24 protein-coding genes and 1 riboswitch are annotated in these 26,988 nt (G+C 74.6%); of the genes, 12 read left to right on the top strand and 12 right to left on the bottom strand.

The annotated features are described in order from the left end of the window. Window positions 1-34: 34 nt before the first annotated feature. Window positions 35-1,165: an alpha/beta hydrolase family protein gene (locus tag AVW11_RS22455; RefSeq protein WP_030849648.1), complete on the bottom strand. Its 1,131-nt coding sequence runs from the start codon at window positions 1,163-1,165 to the stop codon at window positions 35-37. 309 nt (window positions 1,166-1,474) lie between these two features. Here AVW11_RS22455 and AVW11_RS22460 point away from each other — a divergent pair, with 309 nt between their 5' ends. From AVW11_RS22460 to AVW11_RS22490, 7 genes are all read left to right on the top strand, one after another. Continuing rightward, a complete protein-coding gene (locus AVW11_RS22460) occupies window positions 1,475-2,758 on the top strand; it encodes an inorganic phosphate transporter (RefSeq protein ID WP_030849645.1) in 1,284 nt (427 codons plus the stop codon). Between the two features lie 32 nt (window positions 2,759-2,790). Next, window positions 2,791-3,012, top strand: a complete 222-nt coding sequence (locus tag AVW11_RS22465; RefSeq protein WP_030849642.1) for a hypothetical protein — start codon at window positions 2,791-2,793, stop codon at window positions 3,010-3,012. A gap of 158 nt (window positions 3,013-3,170) precedes the next feature. After that, a riboswitch (cobalamin riboswitch) is annotated at window positions 3,171-3,256 on the top strand. A 58-nt stretch (window positions 3,257-3,314) separates the two neighbouring features. Continuing rightward, a complete protein-coding gene (locus tag AVW11_RS22470; protein WP_030849639.1) occupies window positions 3,315-4,280 on the top strand; it encodes a cobalamin biosynthesis protein in 966 nt (321 codons plus the stop codon). After that, window positions 4,277-5,797: a cobyric acid synthase gene (locus AVW11_RS22475; RefSeq protein WP_060180246.1), complete on the top strand. Its 1,521-nt coding sequence runs from the start codon at window positions 4,277-4,279 to the stop codon at window positions 5,795-5,797. Before AVW11_RS22470 ends, AVW11_RS22475 begins: the two co-directional genes overlap by 4 nt. A gap of 271 nt (window positions 5,798-6,068) precedes the next feature. After that, window positions 6,069-8,183, top strand: a complete 2,115-nt coding sequence (locus AVW11_RS22480; RefSeq protein WP_060180247.1) for a putative cobaltochelatase — start codon at window positions 6,069-6,071, stop codon at window positions 8,181-8,183. After that, window positions 8,183-8,782: a cob(I)yrinic acid a,c-diamide adenosyltransferase gene (cobO, locus tag AVW11_RS22485; RefSeq protein ID WP_060180248.1), complete on the top strand. Its 600-nt coding sequence runs from the start codon at window positions 8,183-8,185 to the stop codon at window positions 8,780-8,782. The genes AVW11_RS22480 and cobO overlap by 1 nt, the downstream gene beginning before the upstream one ends. A gap of 11 nt (window positions 8,783-8,793) precedes the next feature. Continuing rightward, window positions 8,794-10,209 (top strand): cobyrinic acid a,c-diamide synthase CobB, encoded by a 1,416-nt coding sequence (locus AVW11_RS22490; RefSeq protein WP_076045566.1) that lies wholly within the window; start codon window positions 8,794-8,796, stop codon window positions 10,207-10,209. An 11-nt stretch (window positions 10,210-10,220) separates the two neighbouring features. On the opposite strand, the gene AVW11_RS22495 is transcribed toward AVW11_RS22490, so the two are convergent. After that, window positions 10,221-10,946 (bottom strand): ZIP family metal transporter, encoded by a 726-nt coding sequence (locus tag AVW11_RS22495; protein WP_076045542.1) that lies wholly within the window; start codon window positions 10,944-10,946, stop codon window positions 10,221-10,223. A 128-nt stretch (window positions 10,947-11,074) separates the two neighbouring features. On the opposite strand from AVW11_RS22495, the gene cobC reads away from it, so the two are divergent. Together cobC and AVW11_RS22505 are read left to right on the top strand one after the other, a co-directional pair. Beyond that, window positions 11,075-12,496 (top strand): Rv2231c family histidinol phosphate aminotransferase CobC, encoded by a 1,422-nt coding sequence (gene cobC, locus AVW11_RS22500; protein ID WP_225884693.1) that lies wholly within the window; start codon window positions 11,075-11,077, stop codon window positions 12,494-12,496. Between the two features lie 150 nt (window positions 12,497-12,646). Next, window positions 12,647-13,879: a CapA family protein gene (locus AVW11_RS22505; RefSeq protein ID WP_076045544.1), complete on the top strand. Its 1,233-nt coding sequence runs from the start codon at window positions 12,647-12,649 to the stop codon at window positions 13,877-13,879. A gap of 97 nt (window positions 13,880-13,976) precedes the next feature. On the opposite strand, the gene AVW11_RS22510 is transcribed toward AVW11_RS22505, so the two are convergent. The 10 genes from AVW11_RS22510 to AVW11_RS22555 all read right to left on the bottom strand — a co-directional run bounded on the left by AVW11_RS22510 (window position 13,977) and on the right by AVW11_RS22555 (window position 24,154). Beyond that, complete coding sequence (locus tag AVW11_RS22510) at window positions 13,977-14,942, bottom strand: SCO1860 family LAETG-anchored protein (protein WP_076045546.1); 966 nt, start codon at window positions 14,940-14,942, stop codon at window positions 13,977-13,979. Between the two features lie 187 nt (window positions 14,943-15,129). Beyond that, window positions 15,130-16,242 carry an amidohydrolase family protein gene (locus tag AVW11_RS22515; RefSeq protein ID WP_051700481.1) on the bottom strand — a complete coding sequence of 371 codons (1,113 nt, stop codon included), beginning with the start codon at window positions 16,240-16,242 and terminating at the stop codon, window positions 15,130-15,132. A 30-nt stretch (window positions 16,243-16,272) separates the two neighbouring features. Further along, the gene (locus AVW11_RS22520) at window positions 16,273-17,334 is read right to left on the bottom strand and encodes an aminotransferase class V-fold PLP-dependent enzyme (protein WP_076045548.1); all 1,062 of its coding nucleotides are present in this window, start codon (window positions 17,332-17,334) and stop codon (window positions 16,273-16,275) included. Between the two features lie 70 nt (window positions 17,335-17,404). Continuing rightward, window positions 17,405-18,112 (bottom strand): DsbA family oxidoreductase, encoded by a 708-nt coding sequence (locus AVW11_RS22525; RefSeq protein ID WP_076045550.1) that lies wholly within the window; start codon window positions 18,110-18,112, stop codon window positions 17,405-17,407. Window positions 18,113-18,204: 92 nt separating this feature from the next. Beyond that, window positions 18,205-18,717, bottom strand: coding sequence for a GNAT family N-acetyltransferase (locus AVW11_RS22530; protein WP_076045552.1), 513 nt, complete (start codon window positions 18,715-18,717; stop codon window positions 18,205-18,207). 74 nt (window positions 18,718-18,791) lie between these two features. After that, a complete protein-coding gene (locus AVW11_RS22535) occupies window positions 18,792-20,240 on the bottom strand; it encodes a peptidoglycan D,D-transpeptidase FtsI family protein (protein ID WP_060180255.1) in 1,449 nt (482 codons plus the stop codon). A gap of 62 nt (window positions 20,241-20,302) precedes the next feature. Next, entirely contained in the window at window positions 20,303-20,983 is a 681-nt protein-coding gene (locus AVW11_RS22540) for a response regulator transcription factor (protein WP_060180256.1), read from the bottom strand. After that, window positions 20,980-22,272 carry a sensor histidine kinase gene (locus AVW11_RS22545; protein WP_076045554.1) on the bottom strand — a complete coding sequence of 431 codons (1,293 nt, stop codon included), beginning with the start codon at window positions 22,270-22,272 and terminating at the stop codon, window positions 20,980-20,982. The genes AVW11_RS22540 and AVW11_RS22545 overlap by 4 nt, the downstream gene beginning before the upstream one ends. After that, entirely contained in the window at window positions 22,272-23,276 is a 1,005-nt protein-coding gene (locus AVW11_RS22550) for a hypothetical protein (RefSeq protein WP_076045556.1), read from the bottom strand. The genes AVW11_RS22545 and AVW11_RS22550 overlap by 1 nt, the downstream gene beginning before the upstream one ends. Window positions 23,277-23,371: 95 nt before the next feature. Further along, window positions 23,372-24,154 carry an IclR family transcriptional regulator gene (locus AVW11_RS22555; protein WP_076045558.1) on the bottom strand — a complete coding sequence of 261 codons (783 nt, stop codon included), beginning with the start codon at window positions 24,152-24,154 and terminating at the stop codon, window positions 23,372-23,374. 127 nt (window positions 24,155-24,281) lie between these two features. On the opposite strand from AVW11_RS22555, the gene AVW11_RS22560 reads away from it, so the two are divergent. From AVW11_RS22560 to AVW11_RS22570, 3 genes are all read left to right on the top strand, one after another. Continuing rightward, window positions 24,282-25,805, top strand: a complete 1,524-nt coding sequence (locus AVW11_RS22560; RefSeq protein WP_076045560.1) for an aldehyde dehydrogenase (NADP(+)) — start codon at window positions 24,282-24,284, stop codon at window positions 25,803-25,805. Window positions 25,806-26,052: 247 nt separating this feature from the next. After that, a complete protein-coding gene (locus tag AVW11_RS22565; protein ID WP_030849585.1) occupies window positions 26,053-26,292 on the top strand; it encodes a hypothetical protein in 240 nt (79 codons plus the stop codon). A gap of 44 nt (window positions 26,293-26,336) precedes the next feature. Further along, window positions 26,337-26,988: TerD family protein (locus AVW11_RS22570; RefSeq protein ID WP_143568878.1), on the top strand; the 652-nt coding region annotated here is incomplete at its 3' end.

The following is a 26,988-nucleotide window of genomic DNA, read 5'->3' on the forward strand; positions in this document are numbered from 1 at the left end:
ACCCGCCCGCAGGGCGCGGTCCGTCACACGGCGTTCACATCAAAGGGGTGAGGAAGCGGCGCAGGGCTTCCTCGTATCCGGCGGGATCGGCGTTCCACATCGCCCCGTGCCCGGCCTCCCGCACCGTGTGCAGGGTGATCAGGTCGGGGCGGGCGGCGGCGAGCCTGCGGGAGGGCTCCCACGGGGCGAGGGCGTCGTCCGGTCCGTGGAAGATCAGTACGGGGACCTTGAGCGCTCCGGGGTCGGCGCCCGGCGGCAGGCGGTCCGCACGGAGTCCCGCGCGGCCCTCGGCGGCCCGCACCGCCAGCGGCAGCACCGGGGCAGGGGTGCGGCGCGCCGCGGCGAGTGCCCGCAGGGTGGTGTGCCAGTCGAGCACGGGAGAGTCGAGCACCAGGCCGGAGATCCGGTCGGCGAGCGCCGAGCGCTCGACGGCGCGCAGGGCCATGGTGGCCCCGGTGGACCAGCCGTGCAGGACCACGCGCCGGGCTCCGTAGCGCAGGGCGTAGCGGATGGCGGCGTCCAGGTCCCGCCACTCCGATTCGCCGAGGTGGCCGAGGCCGTCGGGGGGTTCGGGGGCGCCGAGGTCGCCGCGGTAGCCGAGGTCCAGGACGGGCAGCCGGTGCCGGTGCAGGAGGGGCATGACGACCATCGGGTGCTCGCGGCCGGCGCCGAGCCCGTGCACGGTGATCACCCAGGTGTCCCGGGCGGCGGGCACGAACCACGCGGGCAGGGCGCCCAGCTCGCCGGGGACGTCCACGTCGGCGTGGTCGAGTCCGAGTGCGGTGCGCGGATCGCCGATGTGGACCTGGGGGGTGAGGGTGACCCGGGTGCCGGGGTCGAGGCTGCCGTGGGTGACGGAGAGGAGCCGGCGCACGACGGTGTCGGGGCCGTGGGCGGCGTCCGGGAGGACGGGCCCGACGACGGCGTGCACACCGGGCGCGGCCAGGCCGTACACGCCGGGGCGCAGGGAGGCGAGGGAGCGGGTCAGCGCGACCTCGCCGTCGCCGGCGCGGTGGACGCTCAGCCGCGGGCCGCCGGGGAGGGGGACGCCGGGCCGGGGGCGCAGGGCGGCGTCGGCGGCGTACCGGCCGGCCGCCACGGCGGCCGCGCCCGCCCCGAGGAGGGTCGTCGTGACGGCCGCTGCCGTCGCTGTCACGGTACGCACCGTTCCAGTGTGGTCGCGCAGAGTCCGGCGAGCCACCGGAGGCTGCCCTTCCGGGTCTACGCGGGGAGAGTGATCTGGGTCTCTTTCGAGGGACACCCGGGGTGGCCGCGAGCGCCGCGGGGGACGTGCGGAGGGACTCATTCACCCGGCTTTGACGTGCATTAATGCTGAAATCTGCGCAAGAATCGGGACGAATGTCCCGATCGCGCCCCGTGCCAGTACACCGCTCCGCCGGAGTCAGTTCACCTTCCGTTCATCCAGGTTGCCTACGTTCACCGAGCCACTGACGCCAAACAGAAGCCTGGGTAAATGGAGCACATAACGCTTCTCCTCGGGATCGTGATCATCACCGCTCTCGTGTTCGACTTCACGAACGGTTTTCACGACACGGCCAACGCGATGGCCACCACCATCTCGACCGGCGCCCTCAAGCCCAAGACCGCGGTGGCCATGTCCGCCGTGCTCAACCTCGTCGGCGCGTTCATGTCCGTGGAGGTCGCCAAGACGATCTCCAAGGGCCTCGTCAACGAGGAAGGCATCCAGCCAGAGGTGATCTTCGCCGCGCTGGTCGGCGCGATCCTCTGGAACCTCGTCACCTGGCTGGTCGGTCTGCCGTCCAGTTCCTCGCACGCCCTGATGGGCGGCCTGATCGGTGCCGCGGTCGCCTCCGCCGGCATGGGCGCGGTCAACGGCGGGGTCGTCGTGACCAAGGTCCTCATCCCCGCGATCGCCGCCCCGCTGGTCGCCGGCATCGCCGCGTACCTCGCCGCCAAGCTCACCTACAAGCTGGGCGACAGGGTCGGCGAGAAGACCTCGGCCAAGGGCTACCGCGCCGGTCAGATCGCCTCGGCCGGTCTGGTCTCCCTCGCGCACGGCACCAACGACGCGCAGAAGACGATGGGCATCATCACCCTGGCCCTCATCGCCGGCGGCGCGCTCGCGCCCGACGCGAACCCGCCGGTCTGGGTCATCGTCTCGGCCGGTGTGGCCATCGCGCTCGGCACCTACCTGGGCGGCTGGCGCATCATCCGCACCATGGGCAAGGGCCTGACCGACCTGCAGCCGCAGCAGGGCTTCGCCGCCCAGACCTCGGCCGCGTCCGTCATCCTCGCCTCCTCGAACCTGGGCTTCTCGCTCTCCACCACCCACTCGTGCTCCGGTGCGGTCATGGGTGCGGGCCTGGGCCGCAAGGGCGGCGTGGTCCGCTGGTCCACCGCGACCCGCATGTTCGTCGCCTGGGGCCTGACCCTGCCGGCCGCGGCGCTGGTCTCGGCCGGTGCCGAGCTGGTCATGCGCGCCGGTGACATCGGCATCGCCGCCGTCACCGTCTTCCTGGTCGGCTCCTGCCTGGCCATCTGGCTCATCTCGCGCCGCCAGGTCGTCGACCACCACAACGTCAACGACGTCGAGCAGGCGGACACCGAGGAGCCGGGCGTCGTCACCACGGCGATCGCGGCCGTCACCGTCCCGCCCACCGTCGCCGCGGCCGGCACCAACGCCGCCGGCACGACCGCCGCGGTCACGGACGAAGAGCTCAAGGCCACCATCCCGGCCGCGACGCAGACCCCGGCGGCTCCGGCCGCCGCGGTCTGACCGAGACAGAGACACACAGAGGAAACGGCAGTATGAAGATCGACTGGGAAGCGCTCGGCTCCGTCTTCGGGGTCAGCCTCTTCGCCACCGTCGCCCTCGTGGCCCTCTTCACCCTGGGCCTGGTGGGCCTGTCCAAGCACGAGGCCGCCACCGAGCAGGGCGGCACCGCCACCCTGGCCCGCAGCGGCGCGTACCTCTGCTTCGCGCTCGTCGCGGCAGCCGTGACGTACGGGATCTACCTGATCGTCGCCTGATCGCCCGCGGCAGCGCGGGTCAGGCGTGAGAGCTCCCTCCGGGTTCGTCCCGGGGGGAGCTTTCGCATCTCCCGACCCTGCCGCGCCGCAGGTCAACGGCGAGTTGACGGGCCTTCCGGGTGCGTGGTGGACTGCCCGAGCCAATACGGCGGCATGGAGAGGAAGTCCGGTGCGAATCCGGCGCGGTCCCGCCACTGTCACCGGGGAGCACGCACCGTGCGTGCGCCCCGGGAGCCAGGAACTCCCGCCGCCGGACACGTCGAACCAGGGCGCGGACCCTGAGTGAGGACATACCTGCCACCATGCGTGCCGATCGCGTCTTCGCGTACGGCGCCACGGCGGGCCTGATCGGCGACCGGATCCTCGGTGATCCCCGCCGAGGGCACCCCGTGGCCGCCTTCGGACGAGCCGCCGCCGCAGTCGAGCGCTCCCTGTGGCGCGACGACCGCGGCCGGGGCGTCCTGCACACCCTGCTGTGCGCCGGGGGCGCCGCCGCCGTCGGCGCGCTGGCCGCCCGCGCGTCGCGCTCCCGGCCCGCGGCCGCCCGTATCGCCCTGACCGCCGCCGCCACCTGGGCCGTCGTGGGCGGCACCTCGCTGGGCCGCGAGGCCCGCGCCATCGGCGGCGCGCTCGCCGCCGGGGACGTCGAGGTGGCCCGCGAGCGGCTCCCGCACCTGTGCGGCCGCGACCCGCACGCCCTGGACGGGCAGCAGATGGCCCGGGCCGTCGTGGAGTCCGTCGCCGAGAACACCTCCGACGCGGTGGTCGGCGCCCTGGTGTGGGGCGCCGCCGCCGGGGTCCCCGGACTGCTGGCGTTCCGCGCCGTCAACACCCTGGACGCGATGGTCGGCCACAAGTCCCCCCGCTACCTGCGCTACGGCTGGGCCTCCGCCCGGCTCGACGACCTCGCCGGCTGGCCCGGCGCCCGGCTGACGGCCCTGGCCGCCGTGGTGGCGGGCCCCGACCGGCGCGGAGCCGTACGGGCCTGGCGCGCGGACGCCGCCGCGCACCCGAGCCCGAACGCCGGTCCCGTCGAGGCCTCCTTCGCCGGGGCGCTCGGCGTCAGACTGGGCGGGACCCTGGCCTACGGCGGCCGGGTGGAGCACCGGGCCGTACTGAACGGCGGGGCGGGGCGACCGGTGGAGGTCGCGGACATCGAACGGGCGGTACGGCTGTCGCGGCAGGTGACGTGGCTCGCCCTGGGCGCCTGCGTGGCCACCCGGCTGCTGGTCGGACGGGTACGAGGGGCACGAGGGGGACGCGCATGAGCGGCACGGGGCGCGGCGGCGGACTGCTGGTCGCCGGTACGACGTCGGACGCGGGCAAGAGCGTCGTCACGGCGGGCATCTGCCGCTGGCTGGCCCGCCAGGGGGTGAAGGTGGCGCCCTTCAAGGCGCAGAACATGTCGCTGAACTCCTTCGTCACCCGGGAGGGCGCCGAGATCGGCCGCGCCCAGGCGATGCAGGCCCAGGCGGCCCGCGTGGAGCCGACCGCGCTGATGAACCCGGTACTGCTCAAGCCCGGCAGCGACCGCAGCAGCCAGGTGGTGCTGCTGGGCAAGCCGGTGGGCGAGATGAGCGCCCGCGGCTACCACGGCGGGCGCCAGGAGCAGCTCCTCGGCATCGTCACGGACTGCCTGGAGCAGCTGCGGGGCACGTATGACGCCGTGATCTGCGAGGGGGCGGGCAGTCCGGCGGAGATCAACCTGCGCCGGACCGACATCGTGAACATGGGCATCGCGCGGGCCGCGCGCTTCCCGGTGGTCGTGGTCGGCGACATCGACCGCGGCGGGGTCTTCGCCTCGTTCTTCGGGACGACGGCGCTGCTCTCGCCCGAGGACCAGTCGCTGATCGCCGGATACATGGTCAACAAGTTCCGCGGCGACGTGACGCTGCTGGAGCCCGGCATGGAGATGCTCCGCGGCCTGACCGGTCGGGCCACCTACGGGGTGCTGCCGTTCCGGCACGGGCTGGGCATCGACGAGGAGGACGGCCTGCGCGTCTCGCTGCGGGGCGCGGTCCGCGAATCCGTGGTGGCGCCGCCGGTGGGCGAGGACGTGCTCCGGGTCGCCGTGTGCGCGGTGCCGCTGATGTCGAACTTCACGGACGTCGACGCGCTCGCGGCCGAGCCGGGGGTCGTGGTGCGCTTCGTGGACCGCGCCGAGGAGCTGGCCGACGCGGACCTGGTCGTCGTGCCGGGCACCCGCGGGACGGTGAAGGCGCTGGCGTGGCTGCGCGCACGGGGACTGGCGGACGCGCTGGCACGGCGGGCCGCCGAGGGCCGGCCGGTGCTGGGCATCTGCGGCGGCTTCCAGGCCCTGGGCGAGCACATCGAGGACGACGTCGAATCGCGGGCGGGCTCGGTGGAGGGCCTCGGACTGCTGCCGGTACGGGTGCGCTTCGCGCCCGAGAAGACCCTGGCCCGGCCCACCGGAACCGCGCTCGGCGAGCCGGTCGACGGGTACGAGATCCACCACGGGGTGGCCGAGGTCCTGGGCGGGGAGCCGTTCCTGGACGGCTGCCGGGTGGGTGCGGTGTGGGGCACGCACTGGCACGGCTCGCTGGAGTCGGACGGCTTCCGCCGGGCGTTCCTGCGGGAGGTGGCGGCGGCCGCCGGGCGGCGGTTCGTACCGGCCCCCGACACGTCCTTCGCCGCGCTGCGCGAGGAACAGCTCGACCTGCTGGGCGACCTGATCGAGGAACACGCCGATACGCATGCGCTGCTGAGCCTGATCGAGACCGGCGCCCCCACCGGCCTGCCCTTCCTCCCGCCGGGCGCCCCGTGAAGGCGGTCGGCCTCCGGCCGGCACCGCCCCACCCCGCCCCTCGCCGCAACCGGGCTCTGCCCGGACCCGTGCCGCGGACGCCGGCGAGGCCGACAGGCCGGCCCGTCGGGCGTTCGACGAGCGGGATCCGGGGCGGAGCCCCGGGGAACGGGCGAACGGCGGGTGGGGGACGGCCCCGCGCGGCGGCAGCCCGCCCACGGCCCTGGGCCGACCCGCCCGCCCGCGACCGCGCCGGCACCCAGACCCACATCCGCCCAGAGAGAGGCAACGCATGAGCACGCCCTATCCGTTCACCGCGGTGGTCGGCCAGACCGACCTGCGGCTGGCGCTCCTGCTGAACGCCGTGAGCCCGGCGGTCGGCGGGGTGCTCGTACGCGGCGAGAAGGGGACCGCCAAGTCCACCGCCGTGCGCGCGCTCTCCGCGCTGCTGCCGGCCGTCGACGTCGTGCCCGGCTGCCGGTTCTCCTGCGCGCCCGCCGCCCCGGACCCGGGCTGCCCCGACGGTCCGCACGCGTCCGGCCCCGCCGGCGCCCGGCCGGCCCGCATGGTGGAGCTGCCCGTCGGCGCCTCCGAGGACCGTCTCGTCGGCGCCCTCGACATCGAACGGGCCCTCGCCGAGGGCGTGAAGGCCTTCGAGCCGGGCCTGCTCGCCGACGCCCACCGCGGGATCCTCTACGTGGATGAAGTGAACCTCCTCCACGACCATCTGGTGGACGTCCTCCTCGACGCCGCCGCGATGGGCGCCTCCTACGTGGAGCGCGAGGGCGTCTCCGTCCGGCACGCGGCCCGGTTCCTGCTCGTCGGCACCATGAACCCCGAGGAGGGCGAGCTGCGGCCGCAGCTCCTCGACCGCTTCGGGCTGACCGTGGAGGTCGCCGCCTCCCGCGAGCCCGCCCAGCGGGTGGAGGTCGTCCGCCGCCGGCTCGCCTACGAGGACGATCCCGCGGGCTTTGCCGCCCGCTGGTCGGGGGACGAGAGCGAGGTCCGCGCCCGGATCGTGGCCGCGCGGGCGCTGCTGCCGCAGGTCCGCCTCGGGGACACCGCGCTCCTGCAGATCGCCGCGACCTGCGCCGGCTTCGAGGTCGACGGCATGCGGGCCGACATCGTGATGGCGCGGACCGCGACCGCGCTGGCCGCCTGGGCGGGGCGGACGGCCGTGCTGAAGGAGGACGTGCGGCAGGCCGCGCTGCTCGCGCTCCCCCACCGCCGGCGCCGCAACCCCTTCGACGCGCCGGGCCTGGACGAGGACAAGCTGGACGAGATCCTCGACCGGTTCCCCGACGAGGAGCCGCAGGACGAGCCCGACCCGGACCCGGAACCGGACCCGGATCCCGGCCCCGACGGCCCCGACGGCGGCCCGGACGACGGGGGCGGCCCCGACGGCGGCGGGGTGCCCCCGCAGGGGGGCGGCGGACCCCAGGACGCGCAGCCCCCGGCGGAGCCCGCCGGGGCTCCCGCGGACTCCCCCGAGGCCGCCCCGCAGTCCCCCGCCCAGGAGGCCGGCGGCCCCGAGCAGGCCGCCGTACGGGCCGCGGAGCCGTTCCGGACCAAGATGCTGAGCGTTCCGGGGCTCGGTGAGGGCGCCGCCGGGCGGCGTTCGCGCGCCCGGACCGCGCACGGCCGCACCACCGGCGCCCAGCGCCCCCGCGGCCAGCTCACGAAGCTGCATCTGGCGGCGACCGTGCACGCGGCCGCCCCGCACCAGAAGGCGCGCGGCCGCGCCGGGCGCGGCCTGGTGATCCGCAAGGACGACCTGCGCCAGGCCACCCGGGAGGGCCGCGAGGGCAACCTCGTCCTGTTCGTGGTGGACGCCTCCGGCTCCATGGCCGCCCGGCAGCGGATGAGCGCGGTCAAGGGCGCCGTGCTGTCGCTGCTCCTGGACGCCTACCAGCGCCGGGACAAGGTCGGCCTGGTCACCTTCCGCGGCGCCGGCGCGGAGCTGGCGCTGCCGCCCACCTCCTCGGTGGACGCGGCCGCCGCCCGGCTGGAGAAGCTGCCCACCGGCGGCCGCACCCCGCTCGGGTCCGGGCTGCTGAAGGCCCGCGAGGTGTTGCGGATCGAGCGGCTGCGGGATCCGAGCCGGCGGCCGCTGCTGGTCGTGGTCACCGACGGGCGGGCCACCTCGGCCGGTGCCCTCGGCGGCGACCCGCGCGAGCTGACGGCGCGCAGTGCGCGGCTGCTGGCCGCCGACGGGGTCGCGTCCGTCGTCGTGGACTGCGAGTCGGGGCCGGTCCGGCTGGGACTGGCCGGGGCGCTGGCCGCCGACCTCGGCGGGCCGGCCGTCACGCTCGACGGGCTGCGGGCCGACTCCCTGGCCGGGCTCGTGAAGGACGTACGTACCGCTGTGACAACTCCCGCTTCCCACACCACCAGGAGGGCCGCGTAATGCCTCAGGGACAGCCGTCCGTCGTTCCGGACGACGGACTCACCACCCGACAGCGGCGCAACCGCCCGCTCGTCTTCGTCCACACCGGGCCCGGCAAGGGCAAGTCCACGGCGGCTTTCGGGCTGGCGCTGCGCGCCTGGAACCAGGGCTGGCCGATCGGGGTGTTCCAGTTCGTCAAGTCGGCGAAGTGGAAGGTCGGCGAGGAGAACGCGCTGAAGGTGCTCGGCGCCTCCGGCGAGGGCGGCGCCGTGGTCTGGCACAAGATGGGCGAGGGCTGGTCCTGGGTGCAGCGGGACGCGCAGCTCGACAACGAGCAGGCGGCGAAGGAGGGCTGGGAGCAGGTCAAGCGCGACCTGGCCGCCGAGACGCACAGGCTGTACGTGCTGGACGAGTTCGCGTACCCGATGCACTGGGGCTGGATCGACGTCGACGAGGTCATCGAGGTGCTGCGGAACCGGCCCGGGACCCAGCACGTGGTGATCACGGGCCGCAACGCGCCGCAGAAGCTGGTGGAGTTCGCCGACCTCGTCACCGAGATGACGAAGGTGAAGCACCCGATGGATGCCGGCCAGAAGGGCCAGAAGGGCATCGAGTGGTGACCTCGTTCGACATGCCCCGGCTGGTCGTCGCCGCGCCGTCGTCGGGCAGCGGCAAGACCACCGTGGCCACGGGCCTGATGGCGGCCTTCGCGGAGCGCGGCCTCGCCGTGTCCCCGCACAAGGCCGGGCCCGACTACATCGACCCCGGCTACCACGCGCTGGCCACCGGTCGGCCGGGACGCAACCTCGACGCCTTCATGTGCGGGCCCGAGCTGGTCGCCCCGCTGTTCGCGCACGGGGCGGCCGGGTGCGACCTGGCCGTGGTCGAGGGCGTGATGGGGCTCTACGACGGAGCCGCGGGCCGGGGCGAGCTGGCGTCGACGGCGCAGGTGGCGAAGCTGCTGCGGGCGCCGGTGGTGCTGGTGGTCGACGCGTCCTCGCAGTCGCGGTCGGTGGCGGCGCTGGTGCACGGCTTCGCGTCCTTCGACCCGCAGGTGCGCCTCGGCGGCGTGATCCTCAACAAGGTCGGCTCCGACCGGCACGAGGTGATGCTGCGGGAGGCCCTGGAGGAGGCGGGGATGCCGGTGCTCGGTGTCCTGCGGCGGGCCCCTCAGGTGGCCACGCCCTCGCGCCACCTGGGGCTGGTGCCGGTGGCGGAGCGGCACACCGACGCGCTGGCCGCCGTGGCGGCGCTGGCCGAGCAGGTCAGGGCGGGCTGTGACCTGGGCGCGCTGATGGCACTGGCGCGGACGGCCCCGCCGCTGTCCTGCGAGCCGTGGTCGCCGGCGTCGCAGGCGCCGGGGGCGGGGCGCAGCCACGGCAACGGCAACGGCGCCGCACGGCACGGCCGACCCGTCATCGCGGTCGCCGGCGGGGCCGCGTTCACGTTCTCGTACGCCGAGCACGCGGAACTGCTCACCGCCGCCGGGGCGGAGGTCGTCACCTTCGACCCGCTGCGGGACGAGGCGCTGCCCGAGGGGACCGGCGGCCTGGTGATCGGCGGCGGCTTCCCGGAGGTGTACGCGCCCGAGCTGTCCGCCAACCGGGCACTGCGCGAGGCGGTCTCCGCGTTCGCCGCGGCCGGCGGTCCGGTGGCGGCCGAGTGCGCCGGGCTGCTGTACCTGGCGCGGTCGCTGGACGGCAAGCCCATGTGCGGGGTGCTCGACGCGGACGCGCGGATGTCGGAGCGGCTGACCCTCGGCTACCGCGAGGCGGTGGCGGTGTCCGACAGCTCGCTGGCGGCGGCCGGTACCCGGCTGCGCGGGCACGAGTTCCACCGGACGGTGATCGAGCCGGGCGCCGGATCGGCTCCCGCGTGGGGGTTCACGCACCCGGAGCGCCGGGTCGAGGGCTTCGTCCGGGAGGGCGTGCACGCCAGCTATCTGCACACGCACTGGGCGGCGCAGCCGTCGGTCGCCCGCCGTTTCGCCGAGGCCGCTGCCGCGTGGACGGCGACCGTGCGGGAAGACGCGGCAGCACGGCCGTGAACCCCGCCGGCTCATTCCGCGACGCCCACCACGAGCCAGATCCCGGCCACCCCGCCCACCGTGCACATCAGCGTGGACAGGGCGGGGTGCTTGTGGTGCGCCTCGGGCAGGATCTCGGCGGCAGCGAGGTAGAGCAGGATGCCTCCGAAGAAGCCGAGGTAGGCGCCGAGGGGTTCCTCCGGAAGGGTGAACAGCAGAGTGGACGCGGCGCCCACCACCGGGGCGACGGCGTCCGCGAAGAGCATCATCAGGGCCTTGCGGCGGTCGTTGCCGTAGAGGCTGGTGAGCGTGTACGTGTTGAACCCGTCGGCGAAGTCGTGGGTGATCACGGCCAGTGCCACGGCCACGCCCATTCCGCCGCCGATCTGGAAGGCCGCGCCCAGCGCCACCCCGTCGGCGAGGCTGTGGCCGACCATCGCGGCGGCCGCGGTGAGCCCGACCTGCGGGACGCGCGCGCCGTTCTCGGCGCCGTGCGCGGCCTGCCGCACGGCCAGCAGCCGTTCGACGACGTGGGCGACCAGGAAGCCGGCCACGAAGAGCAGCAGGGCGAGCGGGACGCCGAAGACCTCCCGGCCCGCCGCGTGCAGGGCTTCCGGGAGCAGGTCGAGGCCGACGACGCCGAGCATCAGCCCGCCCGCCAGGCCCAGCACGAGGTGGCGGCGGTCGGTGACGCGCTGCGCCGTCCAACCGCCCAGCAGGGTCATCAGGAACGCGCCCAGCGCCACGATCACGGCCATGTGCCCCTGAATACAGACTCCTCGGCCCGTGCGCACGTCCGCGCGCGGGTGGTGGGCGTAGCGGTGTTGACGAACGACCGGTGTCCGGTGATGTGCCGGTGACCGTGACTACGGAGGGAGGCCCCGCGGTGGGTGAGTACACGACGCGGCTGGTGGTCGGGGTCGGCGGCCGTGCGGGGGTGTCCGTCGAGGAGGTCTGCGCCCTGGTCGAGGAGACGCTGCGGGGCGCCGGGTTGGCCGCGGAAGCGGTCACGGCGCTGGCCACGCTGGACTCCAAGGCGGCCGAGGCCGGGATCGCCGGCGCGGCGAAACGTTTCGGCGTACCCGTTCTCGGCTATCCCGCGGATCGGCTGGCCGCGGTCGCCGTACCGCACCCCTCGGAGGCGGTGCGGGCCGAGACCGGGACCCCCTCGGTGGCGGAGGCCGCGGCACTCGCGGCGGGCGGGGAACTCCTCGTGCCCAAGCGGCGCTCCGTGTCGGCGACCTGCGCGGTGGCGACGTCCGAGGCGCACGACCTGCGCCACCACGGGGACGCCGAGGTGGCGGACGCGGGCTCCGACCTGGTGGATCTCGCGGTCAACGTACGGGCGCACACGCCCCCGGAGTGGCTCAGGCAGCGGATCGCCGCCTCCCTGGGGGACCTCGCCGCGTATCCCGACGGGCGGGCGGCCCGCGCGGCGGTGGCGGCCCGGCACGGGCTGCCGGTCGAGCGGGTGCTGCTGACGTCCGGGGCGGCGGAGGCCTTCGTGCTGATCGCGCGTGCCCTGGGCGCCGTCCGGCCGGTGGTGGTGCACCCGCAGTTCACCGAGCCGGAGGCGGCCCTGCGGGACGCCGGGCACCGGGTCGGGCGTGTGGTGCTGCGGGCCGCGGACGGGTTCCGGCTCGATCCGGCGGCCGTGCCGCCGGACGCGGACCTGGTGGTCGTCGGCAATCCGACCAACCCGACGTCGGTGCTGCACCCGGCGGCGGTCCTGGCCGGGCTGGCCCGTCCGGGCCGGATCCTGGTGGTGGACGAGGCGTTCATGGACGCCGTCCCGGGCGAACGGGAGGCCCTCGCGGGCCGGACGGACCTGCCGGGGCTGGTGGTGCTGAGGAGCCTGACGAAGACGTGGGGTCTGGCGGGGCTGCGGATCGGCTACGTGCTGGCCGAGCCCGAGGTGATCGCGAAGCTGGCGGCGGCGCAGCCGCTGTGGCCGGTGTCCACGCCCGCTCTGGTGGCGGCCGAGGCCTGCGTGGCTCCGGCGGCGCTGGCCGAGGCGGAGGAGGCGGCGCGCCGGATCGCGGTGGACCGGGCCCATCTGCTGGCCGGGCTGGCGGAGTTCGACGAGGTGGACATCGCGGGCGTGGCGGAGGGGCCGTTCGTCCTGATCCGGGTGGCGGACGGTGCGGAGGTCCGCACCCGGCTGCGGGCCCTGGGCTTCGCGGTCCGGCGCGGAGACACCTTCCCCGGGCTGGACCGGAGCTGGCTCCGGCTGGCGGTGCGCGACCGGGCGACGACGGGCCGGCTGCTGCAGGCCCTGGACCGCGCCTTGGCCCTGACCTCCCGCTGACCTGGCGCTTTCCCCCTCCCCGCCCTCCCTGACCTGCACGTTCTTGGCAGCTCACGGGGCGGGGCCACTCGAACGGCCCACCTACGATGGCCGCGGGGGCGGGGCCGTCCGAGGATCCCCGCATCGGTTCGCGAAACGACGGGGGCACAGATGAGGGCATCCGCCGCGACAGGCGCAGCGCTGGCCGCACTGGTGGCCGCGGGCGGCGCGCTGTACGCCGTACCGCAGCTGCTCGACGGGGACGGCGCGCGCTCCGCCCAGCAGCAGCTGGGGGGCGAGCCGGGCGGTGCCACGACGTCCCGGCCGGCGGCGCCCGCCGCCCCCGCGGGGCGGCCGTTCACCCTGCTGGCGACCGGGGACATCATCCCCTACCCGTCGATCATCCAGCGGGCGGGGGAGGACGCCGGCCAGGCGGGGGAGTACGACTTCCGGAAGATACTCGCGGGGGTGAAGCCCCTGGTCTCCGCCGCCGACCTGGCGATATGCCACCACGAGATACCGTACGGGCGCCCCGGCGGCCCCTACACCGGCTATCCAGCCTTCAAGGCCCCGCACCAGCTGGCGGACGCCCTCAAGGACGCCGGGTACGACGGGTGTTCCACCGCCTCGAACCACACGCTGGACGACGGCTACGAGGGCCTGGCCCGCACCCTGGACCACCTGGACCGGGTCGGCATCCCGCACGTGGGCTCGGCGCGCAGCGCCCAGGAGGCCCAGGCCCCGGCCCTGCTCTCCGCTGGCGGCGCGCAGGTCGCCCAGCTGTCGTACACGTACGGCACGAACGGCATCCCGCTCCCCCGCGACAAGCCGTGGGCCGTGAACCTGATCGACCAGGACCGGATCATCGCCGACGCCCGCGCGGCCCGGGCGGGCGGCGCGCACGTGGTGGTGCTCAGCGTCCACTGGGGCACCGAATGGCAGACGGCGCCCGACGCGCAGCAGAGGGAACTGGCGCAGGCGCTGACCGCCTCCCGCTCGGCCGACGGCCTCCCCGACATCGACCTGATCATCGGCACGCACAACCACGTGCCGCAGCCCTACGAGAAGATCAACGGCACCTGGGTGGTCTTCGGCATGGGCGACCAGGTCGCCAGCTTCGTCCCGGCCGCCAAGCTGCGCGGCAACCAGTCCTCGGTGCCCCGCTTCACCTTCGCCCCGGCGGCGGACCGTCCCGGCCGCTGGGAGGTGGTGAAGGCCGAGTACCTCACGCAGTACTCGGACATGGGTCCGCCGTTCCGCGTCGTCTGCGCCTCCTGCGCGGCCTCCGACGAGGCGCTCCCGGCCGCGAAGCGGGACGAGTACGCGCGGATCGACCGGCAGGTCACCGACGCCGTGATGTCGCGGGGTGCGGGCGGGCAGGGACTGGCCCACGCCACCCGTTGAGCACTCCCCTCCGATGTGCTCGCCGGGTGGCGGGGGTTCCCGTGGCCCGGCCCGCCGCGCGGCGGGCCGGGGTGCGGACCGGGGGTGCCCGGCGGCTCTACCGGGTCCCGCCCCGGCGGGTCAGGAAGAGCGCACCGCCGCCGAGCACGAGCAGGGTCAGCGCGCCGCCCGTGAGGTAGGGGGTGAGCGAACCGCCCCCGGTCTCGGCCAGGTTGGCGTCCGCGGGGCCGCCCGAGCCGGAGCCTGCGGAACCGGTGGTGGTGCCCGGGCCGGCGGTGGCGCCGCCGGTGCCCGTCCCGGTCTGGGTCTTGATGTCGGGCTGCTCGGGCACCTTCGTCGTCGGGGCCGGGCCCTTGGGGGACTCGCAGTGCGCCTCGGCCAGCACGATCTCGCCGTCGACCTGCGCCACGTTCAGGTTCAGCGGGTTCACGGCCACCTTCAGGCGGAGCGCGGCCGCGGCGGCCGTGGTGGAGGTGGTCTCGGTGCCGGACAGCTCCAGGCTGACCATGCCCACCCCCGGGACCTCGACCTTGGTGGGGCCGCCCGCGGACAGGGTGACCTTCTTGCCGAGCGCGGTCACCGTGCCGAGGACGTTCGCGCTGGCCACCGGCTTCTTGCCGGCCTCGCAGACGGCCTTGGAGGTGACCTTCTCCACCTCGATCAGCGAGAGCAGCGGCAGCCCGGGCACGTGCACGCGCGCCGTGGCCAGATTCGCCTCGGCCTCCGCCTTCGTCCGGTCCGCGGTGGCCCTGGAGGTGGCGACGTCCGCGCGCAGGACGCTCACCGGCCTGTTCCCCTCGACCCCGTCCAGGGTGACGGTCAGCGCCGTCTTCTCGGCCTTCGCGGGGGCGGTGACCTCGTTGAGGGTCGCCTTCATCGGGACGTGCACGCTCTTGTTGAGCAGGCCCACGTCCAGTCCGGTGCGCAGGACGACGGCGCCGGCCTTGCCCTCTCCGCCGGCCGGGGTGCCTCCTGTGGCGGAGGCGGGCGGTGCCGTGAGCAGGACGACCGCTCCCGCGGCGAGCAGAGCGGCCGCGGGCATGCGGAAGGTGTTGCTGTTCAAGGTGTGGAACCCCCGGGGAGTTGGGTGCCGTCGCGCGGCCAATGGGGGACATCGCGCGCGCCGACGGCTTCGACCCTGGGAATCCTTACTCAATGTGGGTGACAGGGCAGCTACCTGAGGGCACTTCACCCCAAAGGGTGGTTTCCGTGCGGGGTTTCGATTTGCGGCCCGGCTCACCGCGCCGCGTTCAGGCCCTGACCCTGCCGTCGACGACCACCCGGCGCGGCTGCGCCAGGACGCCCACGTCGGCCCGCGGGTCGGCGTCGTAGACCACCAGGTCCGCCGGCGCACCCTCGGTGAGCCCCGGCCGGCCGAGCCATGCGCGTGCGGCCCAGGCCGTCGCGGAGAGCGCGTCCGATGCCGGGATCCCGGCCTTGACCAGCTCGGCGACCTCCGCCGCGACCAGCCCGTGCGGCAGGGAACCCCCCGCGTCGGTGCCGACGTAGATCTGGATGCCGGCGTCGTAGGCGGACCGGACGGTGTCGTAGCGGCGCTCGTGGAGCCGGCGCATGTGTGCCGACCAGCGGGGGAACTTCGCGTCGCCGCCCGCCGCGAGCTTCGGGAAGGTCGCGATGTTGACGAGGGTGGGGACGATGGCGACCCCGCGCTGTGCGAACAGCGGGATGGTGTCCTCGGTGAGGCCGGTGGCGTGTTCGATGCAGTCGATGCCCGCCTCGACGAGGTCGCGCAGCGAGTCCTCGGCGAAGCAGTGCGCGGTGACCCGGGCACCCAGCCGGTGCGCCTCGGCGATGGCCGCCTCGACCTCGGCGCGCGGCCAGCACGCCGTCAGGTCGCCGGCGTCGCGGTCGATCCAGTCGCCGACCAGCTTCACCCAGCCGTCGCCGCGCCGCGCCTCGCGGCCGACGTACTCGACGAGGTCGGCCGGCTCGATCTCGTGGGCGTAGTTGCGGATGTAGCGGCGGGTGCGCGCGATGTGCCGGCCCGCCCGGATGATCTTCGGGAGGTCCTCGCGGTCGTCGATCCAGCGGGTGTCGGAGGGCGATCCGGCGTCGCGGATCAGCAGGGTGCCCGCGTCCCGGTCGGTGAGGGCCTGGCGTTCGGCCGTGTCGGCGTCGACCGGGCCGTGGGCGTCCAGTCCCACGTGGCAGTGCGCGTCGACCAGGCCGGGCAGGACCCAGCCGGTGACCGTGGTGGTCTCGCGGGCGCCGGGCGGGCGCTCGTAGGAGACGCGCCCGCCGACCACCCAGAGCTCGTCGCGGACCTCGTCGGGCCCGACCAGCACCCGCCCCTTCACGTGCAGCACCTCGCCCGTGCCGCTCACATCGCTCACATCGCTCATGGCGGCACTGTACGTGCGGCCCCCGCGGCGTCAGGAGGCGGAGACCACGTCCAGGAGCCGGTCCACGTCGACCTCGGTGTTGTACAGGTGGAAGGAGGCCCGCAGGAGGCCCGCGCGGGCCGAGGTGAGGATGCCGGCCGCCTGCAGGGCGGGCTGCCGGTCGGCGAGGCCCGGAACGGAGACGATGGCGGCGTCGCCGGGCACGGGCTCGTGGCCGAGGCCGGCCAGTCCGGCGCGGTAGCGGGCGGCCAGGGCGGTGTTGTGGGCGTGCACGGCCTCGATGCCGATCCGCTCGATCAGGGCGAGCGAGACGTCCGCGGCGTGGTAGGCGAGGAAGGCCGGGGACTCGTCGAACCGCCGTGCGGAGTCGGCCGGTTTCGACATCGGTCCGTAGACGGCGTCCCACATGGACTCCGCGGCCACCCAGCCGGCGTGCAGCGGGGTCAGGGTGTCCTGGGCCTCCCGCGACACGGTCATGAAGGAGGCTCCGCGGACGCTGAGCAGCCACTTGAAGCCGACGGTGACGGTGTAGTCGTAGGGCGAGGCGTCGAAGGGGAGCCAGCCCGCCGCCTGGGACGCGTCCACGAGCATCCGGGCCCCGTGCGCCGCCGTCGCCTCGCGCACCGCCGCCAGGTCGGCCTTGCGCCCGTCCGCGGACTGTACGGCGCTCAGCGAGACCAGGGCGGTGTCCGGGCCGACGGCTTCGGCGAGGGACTCCAGCGGCGCGAACCGCACCGTGAGGTCGTCGCGCACGACGAACGGGTTGATCACGGAGGCGAAGTCGCCTTCCGGGCAGAGCACTTGCGCGCCGGAGGGGAGCGAGGCCGCGACGAGGCCGACGTGGGTGGACACGGCGGAGCCGACGGCCACGCGGTCGGCGTCCACCCCGACCAGGCGGGCGAAGGAGGCGCGGGCGCGGTTCACACGGTCGAAGTCGCCGAATCCGGCGGGGCTCCCGGCCCCCGCCGCCTCGGCCAGCTCCCGTACGGCCGCGACGGCGGCACGCGGGACCACTCCGCAGTTGGCGGAGTTGAGGTAGGTGGTGGTGTGGGCGAACTCGGCACGGGTCGCTTCGGCGATCGGAAGATCCATGCCGTCAACTCTGCGCCAGGAAGGACCCAAAGTCCATTGCCGAGTTTCACCCGCCACCCCAAAGGAGTGCTTATGCCTGCGGGGCGGCGCACGCCCCGTCGGGCTCGCACGCGTCGGCCGCGGCCGTCGGCTCCTCCACCTCGCGCCCGGCCCAGGCCTGCTCCAGGGCCCGCGTGAACACCTCGGCCGGCTGTCCGCCGGAGATCCCGTAGCGGCGGTCGAGGACGAAGAAGGGCACGGCGTTCGCGCCCAGCTCGGCGGCCTCGCGCTCGTCGGCGCGGACCTCGTCGGCGTAGGCGGAGCCGTCGGCGAGGACGGCGCGGGCCTCGGCCCCGTCCAGGCCGGCCTCGACCGCGAGCGCGATCAGCACCTCGGGGTCGAAGACGGAGCGCTCCTCGGCGAAGTTGGCCCGGTAGGCGAGGTCGAGCAGCTCCTCCTGCCGGCCCCTGGCGCCGGCCAGGTGCAGCAGCCGGTGGATGTCGAAGGTGTTGCCGTGGTCGCGCCCCTCGGTCCGGTACGCCAGCCCCTCGGCGCGGGCGCTCGCGGCGACGTGCTCCTCCATGCCGCGCGCCTCGTCGAGGGTGCGGCCGTACTTCTTGGCGAGCATCTCCACGACGGGGGCGGTCACGCCGCGGGGGCTGCCCGGGTCGAGCTCGAAGGACCGGAAGACGACCTCCACCTCGTCGCGGTGCGCGAACTCGGCCAGGCCCTTGGCGAAACGGGTCTTGCCGATGTAGCACCAGGGGCAGGCGATGTCGCTCCAGATCTCGACGCGCATGATCCTTCTTCTCTCCGGGGTCGCTGACGGGACGCCGAACGGGACGGTTTTCCGTTCAACGATCAGTGGTGTGAACCATCCGCCCTGCCGTCTCATTCCCCGGGACGCTGCGGGGCGGCGCGGCTGCTTCGGGCGACGTCCAGCCAGAGCGTGCGGTGGCTGCCCGACGGGGCGGCGGCAGGATCGGCCAGCCAGCCCTGGGCGGCGTAGAAGGCCTGGGCCCGGAGGTTGTGCTCGTAGACCTCCAGGCGGACCCGGCGGACGCCGGCGCGGCGCCAGACCTCCAGGCAGGCGGCGTGCAGGGCGGCCCCCGTACCACGGCGCCAGTGGACCGGATCGACGTGGAGCTGGGTGAGGGTGGTCACGCCGTCCCGCGTGCGGTGGGCGGCGACACCGGTGAGCTCGCCGTCCTCCTCGGCGCACAGCACTCCGCCCTCGGCGCGCTCGCGGGCGACGGCGAGGGCCCAGCCCTCGCGGGTGCGGGCCAGCTCGGCTTCTCCGGCGTAGGCCTCTTCGGGTATGCGGCCCTGGTAGTAGGTGGCCCGGGCCCTGGTGTGGAGGGCGGCGATGGCGTCGAGGTCGGCGGGGTGCGCAGTCCTGATCATGAAGACGGATACGCGCCGGGAAGCCCGCCGGTTCCCGGCGCGGCGGGCACGCGGCCCCACGTGCCCGCGTCCGCCTACTTCTTCAGCCAGGCCTGCATCATCTTCTGCGCGATGGGCGCGGCCAGCTTGCCGCCGCCGATCTCGGAGCGGTCGGTGTCGGAGTTCTCGATCACCACGGCCACGGCGATCTGCTTGCCGTTCGCCTTGCCGTAGGAGGTGAACCAGGCCAGCGGCGCGAGGCTGTTGTTCACGCCGCGCTGCGCGGTGCCGGTCTTGCCGCCCACCTCGGCGCCCGACACCTGGGCCGGCTTGCCGCCGCCCTCGGTCGCGACCGTGCGCATGGCGTCCCGGATCATCGAGGCCGTCCTCTCCTTCATGACCTGCTGGGACTTCGGGTCCTTGAAGCTCTCCAGCACGTTGCCGCCCGCGTCGGTGACCTCGGAGACCATGTGCGGGGCGACGAGCTTGCCGCCGTTCTCGATCGCGGCCGTGACCATCGCCATCTGCAGCGGGGTGGCCTGGACGTCGAACTGGCCGATACCCGTCTGCGCGACCTGGTCGATCGACATCTTCTTGGAGGGGTACCTGCTCGGCGGGTTGGTGCGGACCGGGGTGTCGATCTGCGTGTTGAAGCCGAGCTTCTCGGCGGTCGCGCGCATCTTGTCCTGGCCGAGCTTGGAGGCGAGCTCGGCGAACACGTTGTTGCAGGACAGGCGCAGGGCGGTGCGCACCGAGACGTTGTTGCAGGCCGCGGAGCCCGCCTCGCTGGGCAGCGGGGTACGGGTGCCGGGGATCGTGTACGGGTCGGGGATGCCGGTCTGCTGGTCGATGTCGGTGACCAGGCCGTTCTCGATGGCCGCGGCGAGGGTGACCAGCTTGAAGGTGGAGCCGGGCGCCTGGGGCTTGCGAAGCGCCACGTTCTCCATGGCCTTGCCCTTGTCGGCGGAGAGCGCGTCCCAGGCCTTCTGGTCGGTGGCCCCGGTGATGCTGCCCGGGTCGAAGGAGGGGTTGTTCACGACGGCGAGGATCTCGCCGGTGGCGGGGTCGACGGCCACGGCCGCGCCCTGCTTGCCCTGGAGGGCGTCGTAGGCGGCCTTCTGCACGTCCTTGTCGATCGTGGTCAGGACGTTGCCGGGGGCGGCCCGCTTGTTGGTGAGCGTGTCCATCACGGTCTTCAGCCGGCTGTCGGAGCCGTTGAGGACGTTCTTGTAGACGCCCTCCAGCATGCTCGCGCCGTAGGCCTGGGAGCTGTAGCCGGTGACGGGCGCGTAGAGGGGGCCGTCGACATAGGTCCGCTTGTAGCCGAAGTCCTTGCCGGCCGTCTTCTCCGAGCCGGTGATCGCCTCCCCGCCCACGATGATGTTGCCCAACGGGTTCTCGAACTGCCCGATGACGTTGCGGCGGTTGTGCTTGTCGTCTGCGAGGGCCTGGCCTTGGTACGCCTGCACCCAGGTGACCCGGACCAGCAGGGCCAGCACCAGGAGCAGACAGAAGACCGACGCACGCCTGATCGTCTTGTTCATCCCCCGAAAGGACGTCCCGCCGGCCCGGGGCGTTCCGCTCTGCCCCGATTGTGGCCGACTTCTCAGACTTTCCTCATGATGAAGCCTGCCTCGTAGGCCGCGATGACCGCCTGGGTGCGGTCGCGGGAGCCGGTCTTGGCGAGGACCGACGCGACGTGGGTCTTGACGGTCTGCGGGCCGACCCCGAGGCGTTCGCTCACCTCGTGATTGGTCAGTCCGGTGGCCATCAGGCGCAGTACGTCGGCCTCGCGGTCCGTGAGCCTGGCGATCCAGGGCGCGGGGGCGGTGGCTGCCGCGTGGGCGGCGGCGAGGGAGCGGACGGCGGCCGGGAAGAGCAGCGAGTCGCCGCGGGCGACGAGCCGGACCGCTCCGATCAGCTCGTCGGGGTCGGCGCGCTTGAGGAGGAAGCCGACGGCTCCGGCGCGCAGCGCGTCGTAGACGTAGGCGTCGTTCTCGAAGGTGGTGACGACCACGATCCGGGGCGGCTCCGCCATGGTGGCGAGGATCTGCTCGGTGGCCCGGATGCCGTCGATCTCGGGCATCCGGACGTCCATCAGCACCACGTCGGGGGCGAGGGACCGCACGAGCGGGACCGCTTCGGCGCCGGTGGCGGCCTCGCCGACGACCTCCAGGTCGGCTTCGGCCTCAAGGATGGCCCGCAGCGCGGTGCGGACCATCCGCTCGTCGTCGCAGAGCACGATGCGCAGGGGCGGCCGGCGCGCCGCCGGGGCGGCCGCGGTCATCGGTCGTCTCCGGCCAGCGGGAGGACCGCGCGCAGCCGCCACCGGTCCTGGTGCGGGCCCGCCTCGACGCTGCCGCCGAGCAGTGCGGCCCGCTCCGCGGAGCCGCACAGCCCGCGGCCCCCGCTGGTGCGGGGCTCCCGGCCCTCGGTCGGGGCGGGCGGATTGGTCATGGTGATCTCCAGTTCTCCTGGTCCGGTGTCGCGGCCGGCCCGGACGAGGATCCGCAGGTCCACCGGGCCGGTGCCGTGGCGCAGTGCGTTGCTGAGGCCTTCCTGCACGATCCGGTAGGCCTCCCGCGAGGTGATCTCCGGGAGCCGGGCCCAGTCCCCCGCGGGGCCGGGATCCTGGTGCGCGGTGACGGTGGTGCCCGCTGCGCGGGTGCGGGCCAGCAGCCCGTCGAGGTCGGCGGCGAGGGTGGGCGCGGGGGCGGTCCGACCGTCCGGGCCGGCCGCGTCCCCCTCGCGCAGCAGGCCCAGTACGGCGTCCAGCTCGCCCACGGTCCGCCGCGTGGTGTCCTCGATCGCGGCGAGCGCCTCCCGGACGAAGTCCGGATCGCGCTCCAGCATCCGCCGGGCGGCCGCCGCCTGGAGGGTGACGGCGCTGAGCGCGTGCCCCACCGCGTCGTGCAGCTCCCGGGCCAGCCGGTTGCGCACGGCCAGGTCGGCTGCGCGCTCCTCGGCCGCCAGGAGCCGGTCCGCCGCCGTGGGCCCGAGCAGTACGGGCGCCAGCCGGCCCAGCAGCTCCCCGGCCCCGGCCGCGCACAGGGCGAGTGCGGCCAGCAGGCCGATCCCGAGGAGGGGGGCCGTGTACGTCTCGACGCCGGTGTTGAACCATCCGAAGCCCAGCCGGACCTCGCGCAGACCGCTCACGAACGGAAGCACCATCAGCACCACCGCCATGGGCGGCACCGCCAGGGTCATGCCGCTGACCAGCGCTCCGACCCCCAGGTGCAGGGTCCACCAGGCCGAGGCCCGCCCCCGAGCGGCCCAGGACCGCGCCGGGCCTTCGGCGAGCCGCTCCCCCGGCACCGCGCACATGGCCCGGACGGCACTCACCGACAGCGGCCGGATCAGCCCGTACACACCGGTGGCGGCGGCAAGCGGCAGCGCCGCGGCGTAGGCCGCGAGGGACAGCGGCAGGGAGGACAGTGCGTTGGCTCCGTCGGCCGCCATGCCGACGCCCACCGCGGCCAGGAGGAAGTACGGCATCAGCAGGGCGCCGCCGAGGATCTGGTGCACCCATCGCAGCCGGGCCCGCGCTCCCAGCAGCCGGCTCAGGCCGTCGCGCATCAGCCCTCGCGTCGCGCTATGAGGAACCGGGTGAGGACGGCGGTGGTGAGCGATCCCGTGGCCATCTGGCCAGCGTAGATCAACTGCGCTGCGGGGGACGGTCCTTCGCCGCCGTCCGGCTGCGGCCCCAGCGAGGCGATCAGCATCCAGGCCCCCCATGCCAGGGTCGCGGCGGCCCCGACCCAGGCGAGCCCGAGCGGCCACCGCGCCCGCAGCGCCCCGCCGCGGGCCAGGAGCAGCGCCCCCGCTCCGGCGGCGAGCGCGCACACGGCGTGGGCGACCGACACGACGGCGCTCTCCACCGCATACGCCTCGGCCCGCTCGGCGCTCAGCCCGGCGGTACCGCCGAAGGCCCAGTGGAGGAAGATGGCGGCCGACACCAGGGCGCCCGAGGCCGCGGCTGCCGCCACCACCCCCGTGGGCGACGGCAGCCGCTCTCCCAGCGCGCCCTGCCACCTGCGGCCCCAGCGGCGCCGCGCATAGGGCACGAACAGCCCGGCCAGGGCGAGGCCTTGGACGGTGAATCCCGTGTAGACGACGATGAAGACCCAGGAGTCCAGGAAGGGCTCCCGCGCGGCCGCGGCCTCCGGGCCGGCCCCGAAGCCCAGGGCCCGTACGAGCAGCTGGCCCGGGAACCCGAGGAGGATCGGGGTCAGCAGGCCCGTGGCGGTGAACACCGGAACGGTCAGCATCCAGGCGGGCGTTCTCAGCCCCCAGGCTCTGGTGAGCACCAGGACGAGCAGGATCACGCACGCGTCCATGGCCAGCGTGACGGCGTTGGCCACCGTGAGGAACGTACCGCCCTCCAGCAGCACACTGCCGTCCGGTATCCCGATCCGGCTGCCGGACAGCCAGGCGGCCTTGAGGGCCAGATACGGCACCGTGGCCGCCAGGGCCACCGCCGTGAGGACGCGCCTCCCGGGCGCGGGAGCGGGAGGGGCCGGTGCAGGGGCCGGGTCGTAGGACTGCGGTGCGTGCGTGGTGTGAACGGCTCGTGTGGTCATGCCCCAACGGTCCCGCGCGCAGCGTCCCGCCACCTCCCCCTCAATGGGGAACCGCCTCCCCCACGCGGGGGAGGCGCAGGCAGCCCGACGGGTCGTCACATGCGGCGCGTGACCACCGACAGCCGGTCGCGCGCCTCGAACAGCGCCGCTTTGATCACCTGCTCGTGCCCCGGCGTCAGCCGGGCCACCGGCACCGAGCAGCTGACCGCGTCCCGGGCCGGCGTACGGTACGGCACGGCCACCCCGAAGCAGCGCAGCCCGAGGGTGTTCTCCTCCCGGTCCAGCGCGTAGCCCTGCTCCCGCACCAGCTCCAGCTCCTCGATGAGCTGCTCCCGGTCGGTGATGGTGTGCTCGGTGACCGCCTCCAGCCGCCGCGGCAGCAGCGCCCGCACCTCCGCGTCCGAGTGCGTGGCGAGCAGCGCCTTGCCGAGCGCCGTCGAGTGCACGGGCAGCCGCCGCCCGACCCGGGTGAAGGGCCGCAGGTAGTGCTGGGACTGCCGGGTGGCCAGGTACACCACGCTCGTCCCGTCGAGCCGCGCCAGGTGGATGGTCTCCGTCGTGTCGTCGGAGAGCCGGTCCAGGGTGGGCCGGGCCGCGGCGACCACCTCGTCGCCGTCGATGTACGAACTGCCGACCAGCAGGGCCCGTACACCGATGCCGTACCGCGTGCCCGTCGCGTCCGTCTCCACCCAGCCGAGGTTCACCAGCGTGCGCAGCAGCATGTAGAGGCTGGACTTGGGCAGGGAGAGGTCGTTCTGGATGTCGGCCAGGCTGTGCAGCCCCGGCCTGGCGGCGAAGTGCTCCAGCAGCAGGACGGTGCGGACCGCCGATTTGACCGGTGCCGCCTGGGCGGGGAACCCCGAGTCGGTCGTCGTCATGCGCCTGCTTCCCCTCTGGTCGCCTCTTGTCACGCGGAGGACCCGGAAATAGAGTCCGCAGCAGATGTGATCATTCATCCACCGGAACCGCGTTCAGAATACTGAACGATCCAGGAGGCAGTGGGCCATGACAACGACACCAGTCTGGAGTGTGGACCCCCGCACCGGGAAGCAGCGCGAGCAGGTTGCGGTGGAAGCCACAGGCCGCGAGGTGGACGAAGCCGTGCGGGCGGCCCATGCCGCCCGCGGCCCGCTCGCGGACGCCGCCGTCCGCGCCGCCTTCCTGCGCACCGCGGCCGCACTGCTCGACGAGGCCGCCGCCCACGTCGTCGAGGCCGCCGACGCCGAGACCGCGCTCGGACCGGGCCGGCTCACCGGCGAACTGGCCCGCACCACCGGCCAGCTGCGCGCCTTCGCCGACGCCGTCGACGAAGGGTCCTACCTCGACATCCGGATCGACCGGGCCGACCCCTCACTCACCCCGCCGCGCCCCGAGCTGCGCCGCTACAAGGTGCCGCTCGGCGTGGTCGCGGTCTACGCCGCCTCCAACTTCCCGCTCGCCTTCTCCGTCCCCGGCGGGGACACCGCGAGCGCGCTGGCCGCGGGCTGCCCGGTGGTGGTCAAGGCGCACCCCGACCACCCGGCCACGTCCGAGCTGTGCGCCTCGCTGCTGCGCCGGGCTGCCGTCGCGAACGGGCTCCCGCCCGAAGTGGTCGGTGTGGTCCACGGGTTCGACGCGGGCCTGGAGCTGATCCGCCACCCGCTGGTCTCGGCCGCCGGATTCACCGGTTCCATCCGGGGCGGCAGGGCGCTGTTCGACGCGGCCGCCGCCCGGCCCGTGCCCATTGCCTTCCACGGCGAACTGGGCTCCCTGAACCCGGTCGTGGTCACCCCGGCCGCGGCCGCCGAGCGGGCCGAGGAGATCGGCGCCGGTCTGGCGGGCTCGGTCACGCTGGGCGTCGGCCAGTTCTGCGTGAAACCGGGCCTGGTCCTGGTGCCCGACGGCGCGGACGGCGACCGGCTCACCGCAGAGCTCACCAAGGCCCTCGGCGAGACCGAGCCCGGGGTGCTGCTCGACCACCGGATGCGGGAGAACTTCGTCTCCGGGGTGCGCGAGCGGGCCGCGCTGCCCGGCGTCGAGGCCCCCGTCACCCCGGGATCCGGCGGCGAGCACACGGTGGGTGCGGGCTACCTGACGGTGCGGGCCGAGGACCTCCTCGCGGGCGACGGGCACGACATCCTCCTGGAGGAGTGCTTCGGCCCGGTCACCGTGGTCGTCCGGTACGCCGGGCAGGCCGAGGCGGGCGCGGTCCTCGGCCGCCTCGGGGGGAACCTGAGCGCCACCCTCCAGCTGTCGGCCGCCGAGGCCGAGGGCGCCCCGGGCCCGGCCACCGAGCTGATCGGGCAGGTCACCCAGCTGGCGGGGCGGATCGTGGTCAACGGCTGGCCGACCGGGGTCGCGGTGGCGCCGGCCCAGCACCACGGCGGGCCGTACCCGGCCGCCACCTCGCACTCCACCTCGGTGGGCGCTACGGCGATCGAGCGCTGGCTGCGGCCGGTGGCCTACCAGTCGGTGCCGGACGCTCTCCTTCCGGCCGAGCTGCGCGAGGCCAATCCGCTGGGCCTGCCGCGCCGGGTGACCCGCGGCTGACCCCGACGCCCCAACACCCGTGGGCCCCCCGGGGCGCCCGGGGCGGGCCGGCCCGGGGCGGGCCCACGGCCATGGAGCCCGGGGCCCTGGAACGGGCCCGGGACCACCGAGCGGGCCCAGGACCACCGAGCGGCCCCGGGGCGGGCCCGGGCGGCGCCGGTCCCGCGGGCCCGGGGCCGGCCGCCCCGCCCTTCGCGCACGAACAATCCTGTTGCCCCGCCCGCCCCGCGCGCGGCAGGCTGCGGCCATGCCGAGACCACACGGGTTCACGTACGACCGACGCGGCGGCGGCAGCGTCGTCATCACCCACCAGGGCCGCACCGCGGCCACCCTGCGCGGGGACCGCGCCGCCGCCTTCCTGGCCGAGGTGGAGGCCGGGGATCCGCAGCTGGTGATGGCCCGCTGGACCGGCTCGTACAAGTTCGGCAACGAGCGCACCGCGAAGAACCACCCCCGCAACCGGCGCGGAAATATCCCCCGAAGGTAAGGGAACGGCAAAGCACCTCCGCTCGTTCTCCGGGCATGACCGCTATGACCCCTGGATCCAACCTGCCGCTCAACGCCGTCCGCGTGACGGTCGACGTGGCTGCGCCGGTGCGGCTCGACGTGTCCGCCCTGCTCCTCACGGCGGACGGCAAGGTGCGCTCCGACGCCGACTTCATCTTCTTCAACCAGCCCTCCGGTCCCGGTGTCGCCTACCGGTCCGGCGGGGGCACGGCGCCGGACTCGGTCACCGTGGACACCTCCGCGGTGCCCCCGGGCATCGAGCGGATCGTGGTCACCGCCAGCCCCGACGCCGCCGGGCAGACCTTCCAGGGCATCGAGCCCACCGCCACCGTGCGCAATGCCGACGGCGGCGCGGTGATCGCCTCGTTCACCCCGCCGCAGCTGGCCACCGAGACCGCGCTTGTCGTCGTGGAGATCTACCAGCGCGGCGGTGTGTGGAAGGTCCGCGCGGTCGGCCAGGGGTACGCGAACGGCCTCGCCGGCATCGCGACCGACTTCGGGGTCAGCGTGGACGAGGAGCCGGCTCCCGCAGCCGCCGTCACCCCGCCCGCACCTCCCGCACCCGCCGCGCCCCCCGCCCCGCCGACGACCCACCAGCCCTCCCCCTGGCTCACCGCCGGCGCCGGCACCCCCGCCCCCGTCACCCCGGCCCCCCCCCCCCCTCCCCCCCCACCCC

The organism is Streptomyces amritsarensis (assembly GCF_001953875.1).
GTDB lineage: Bacteria > Actinomycetota > Actinomycetes > Streptomycetales > Streptomycetaceae > Streptomyces > Streptomyces amritsarensis.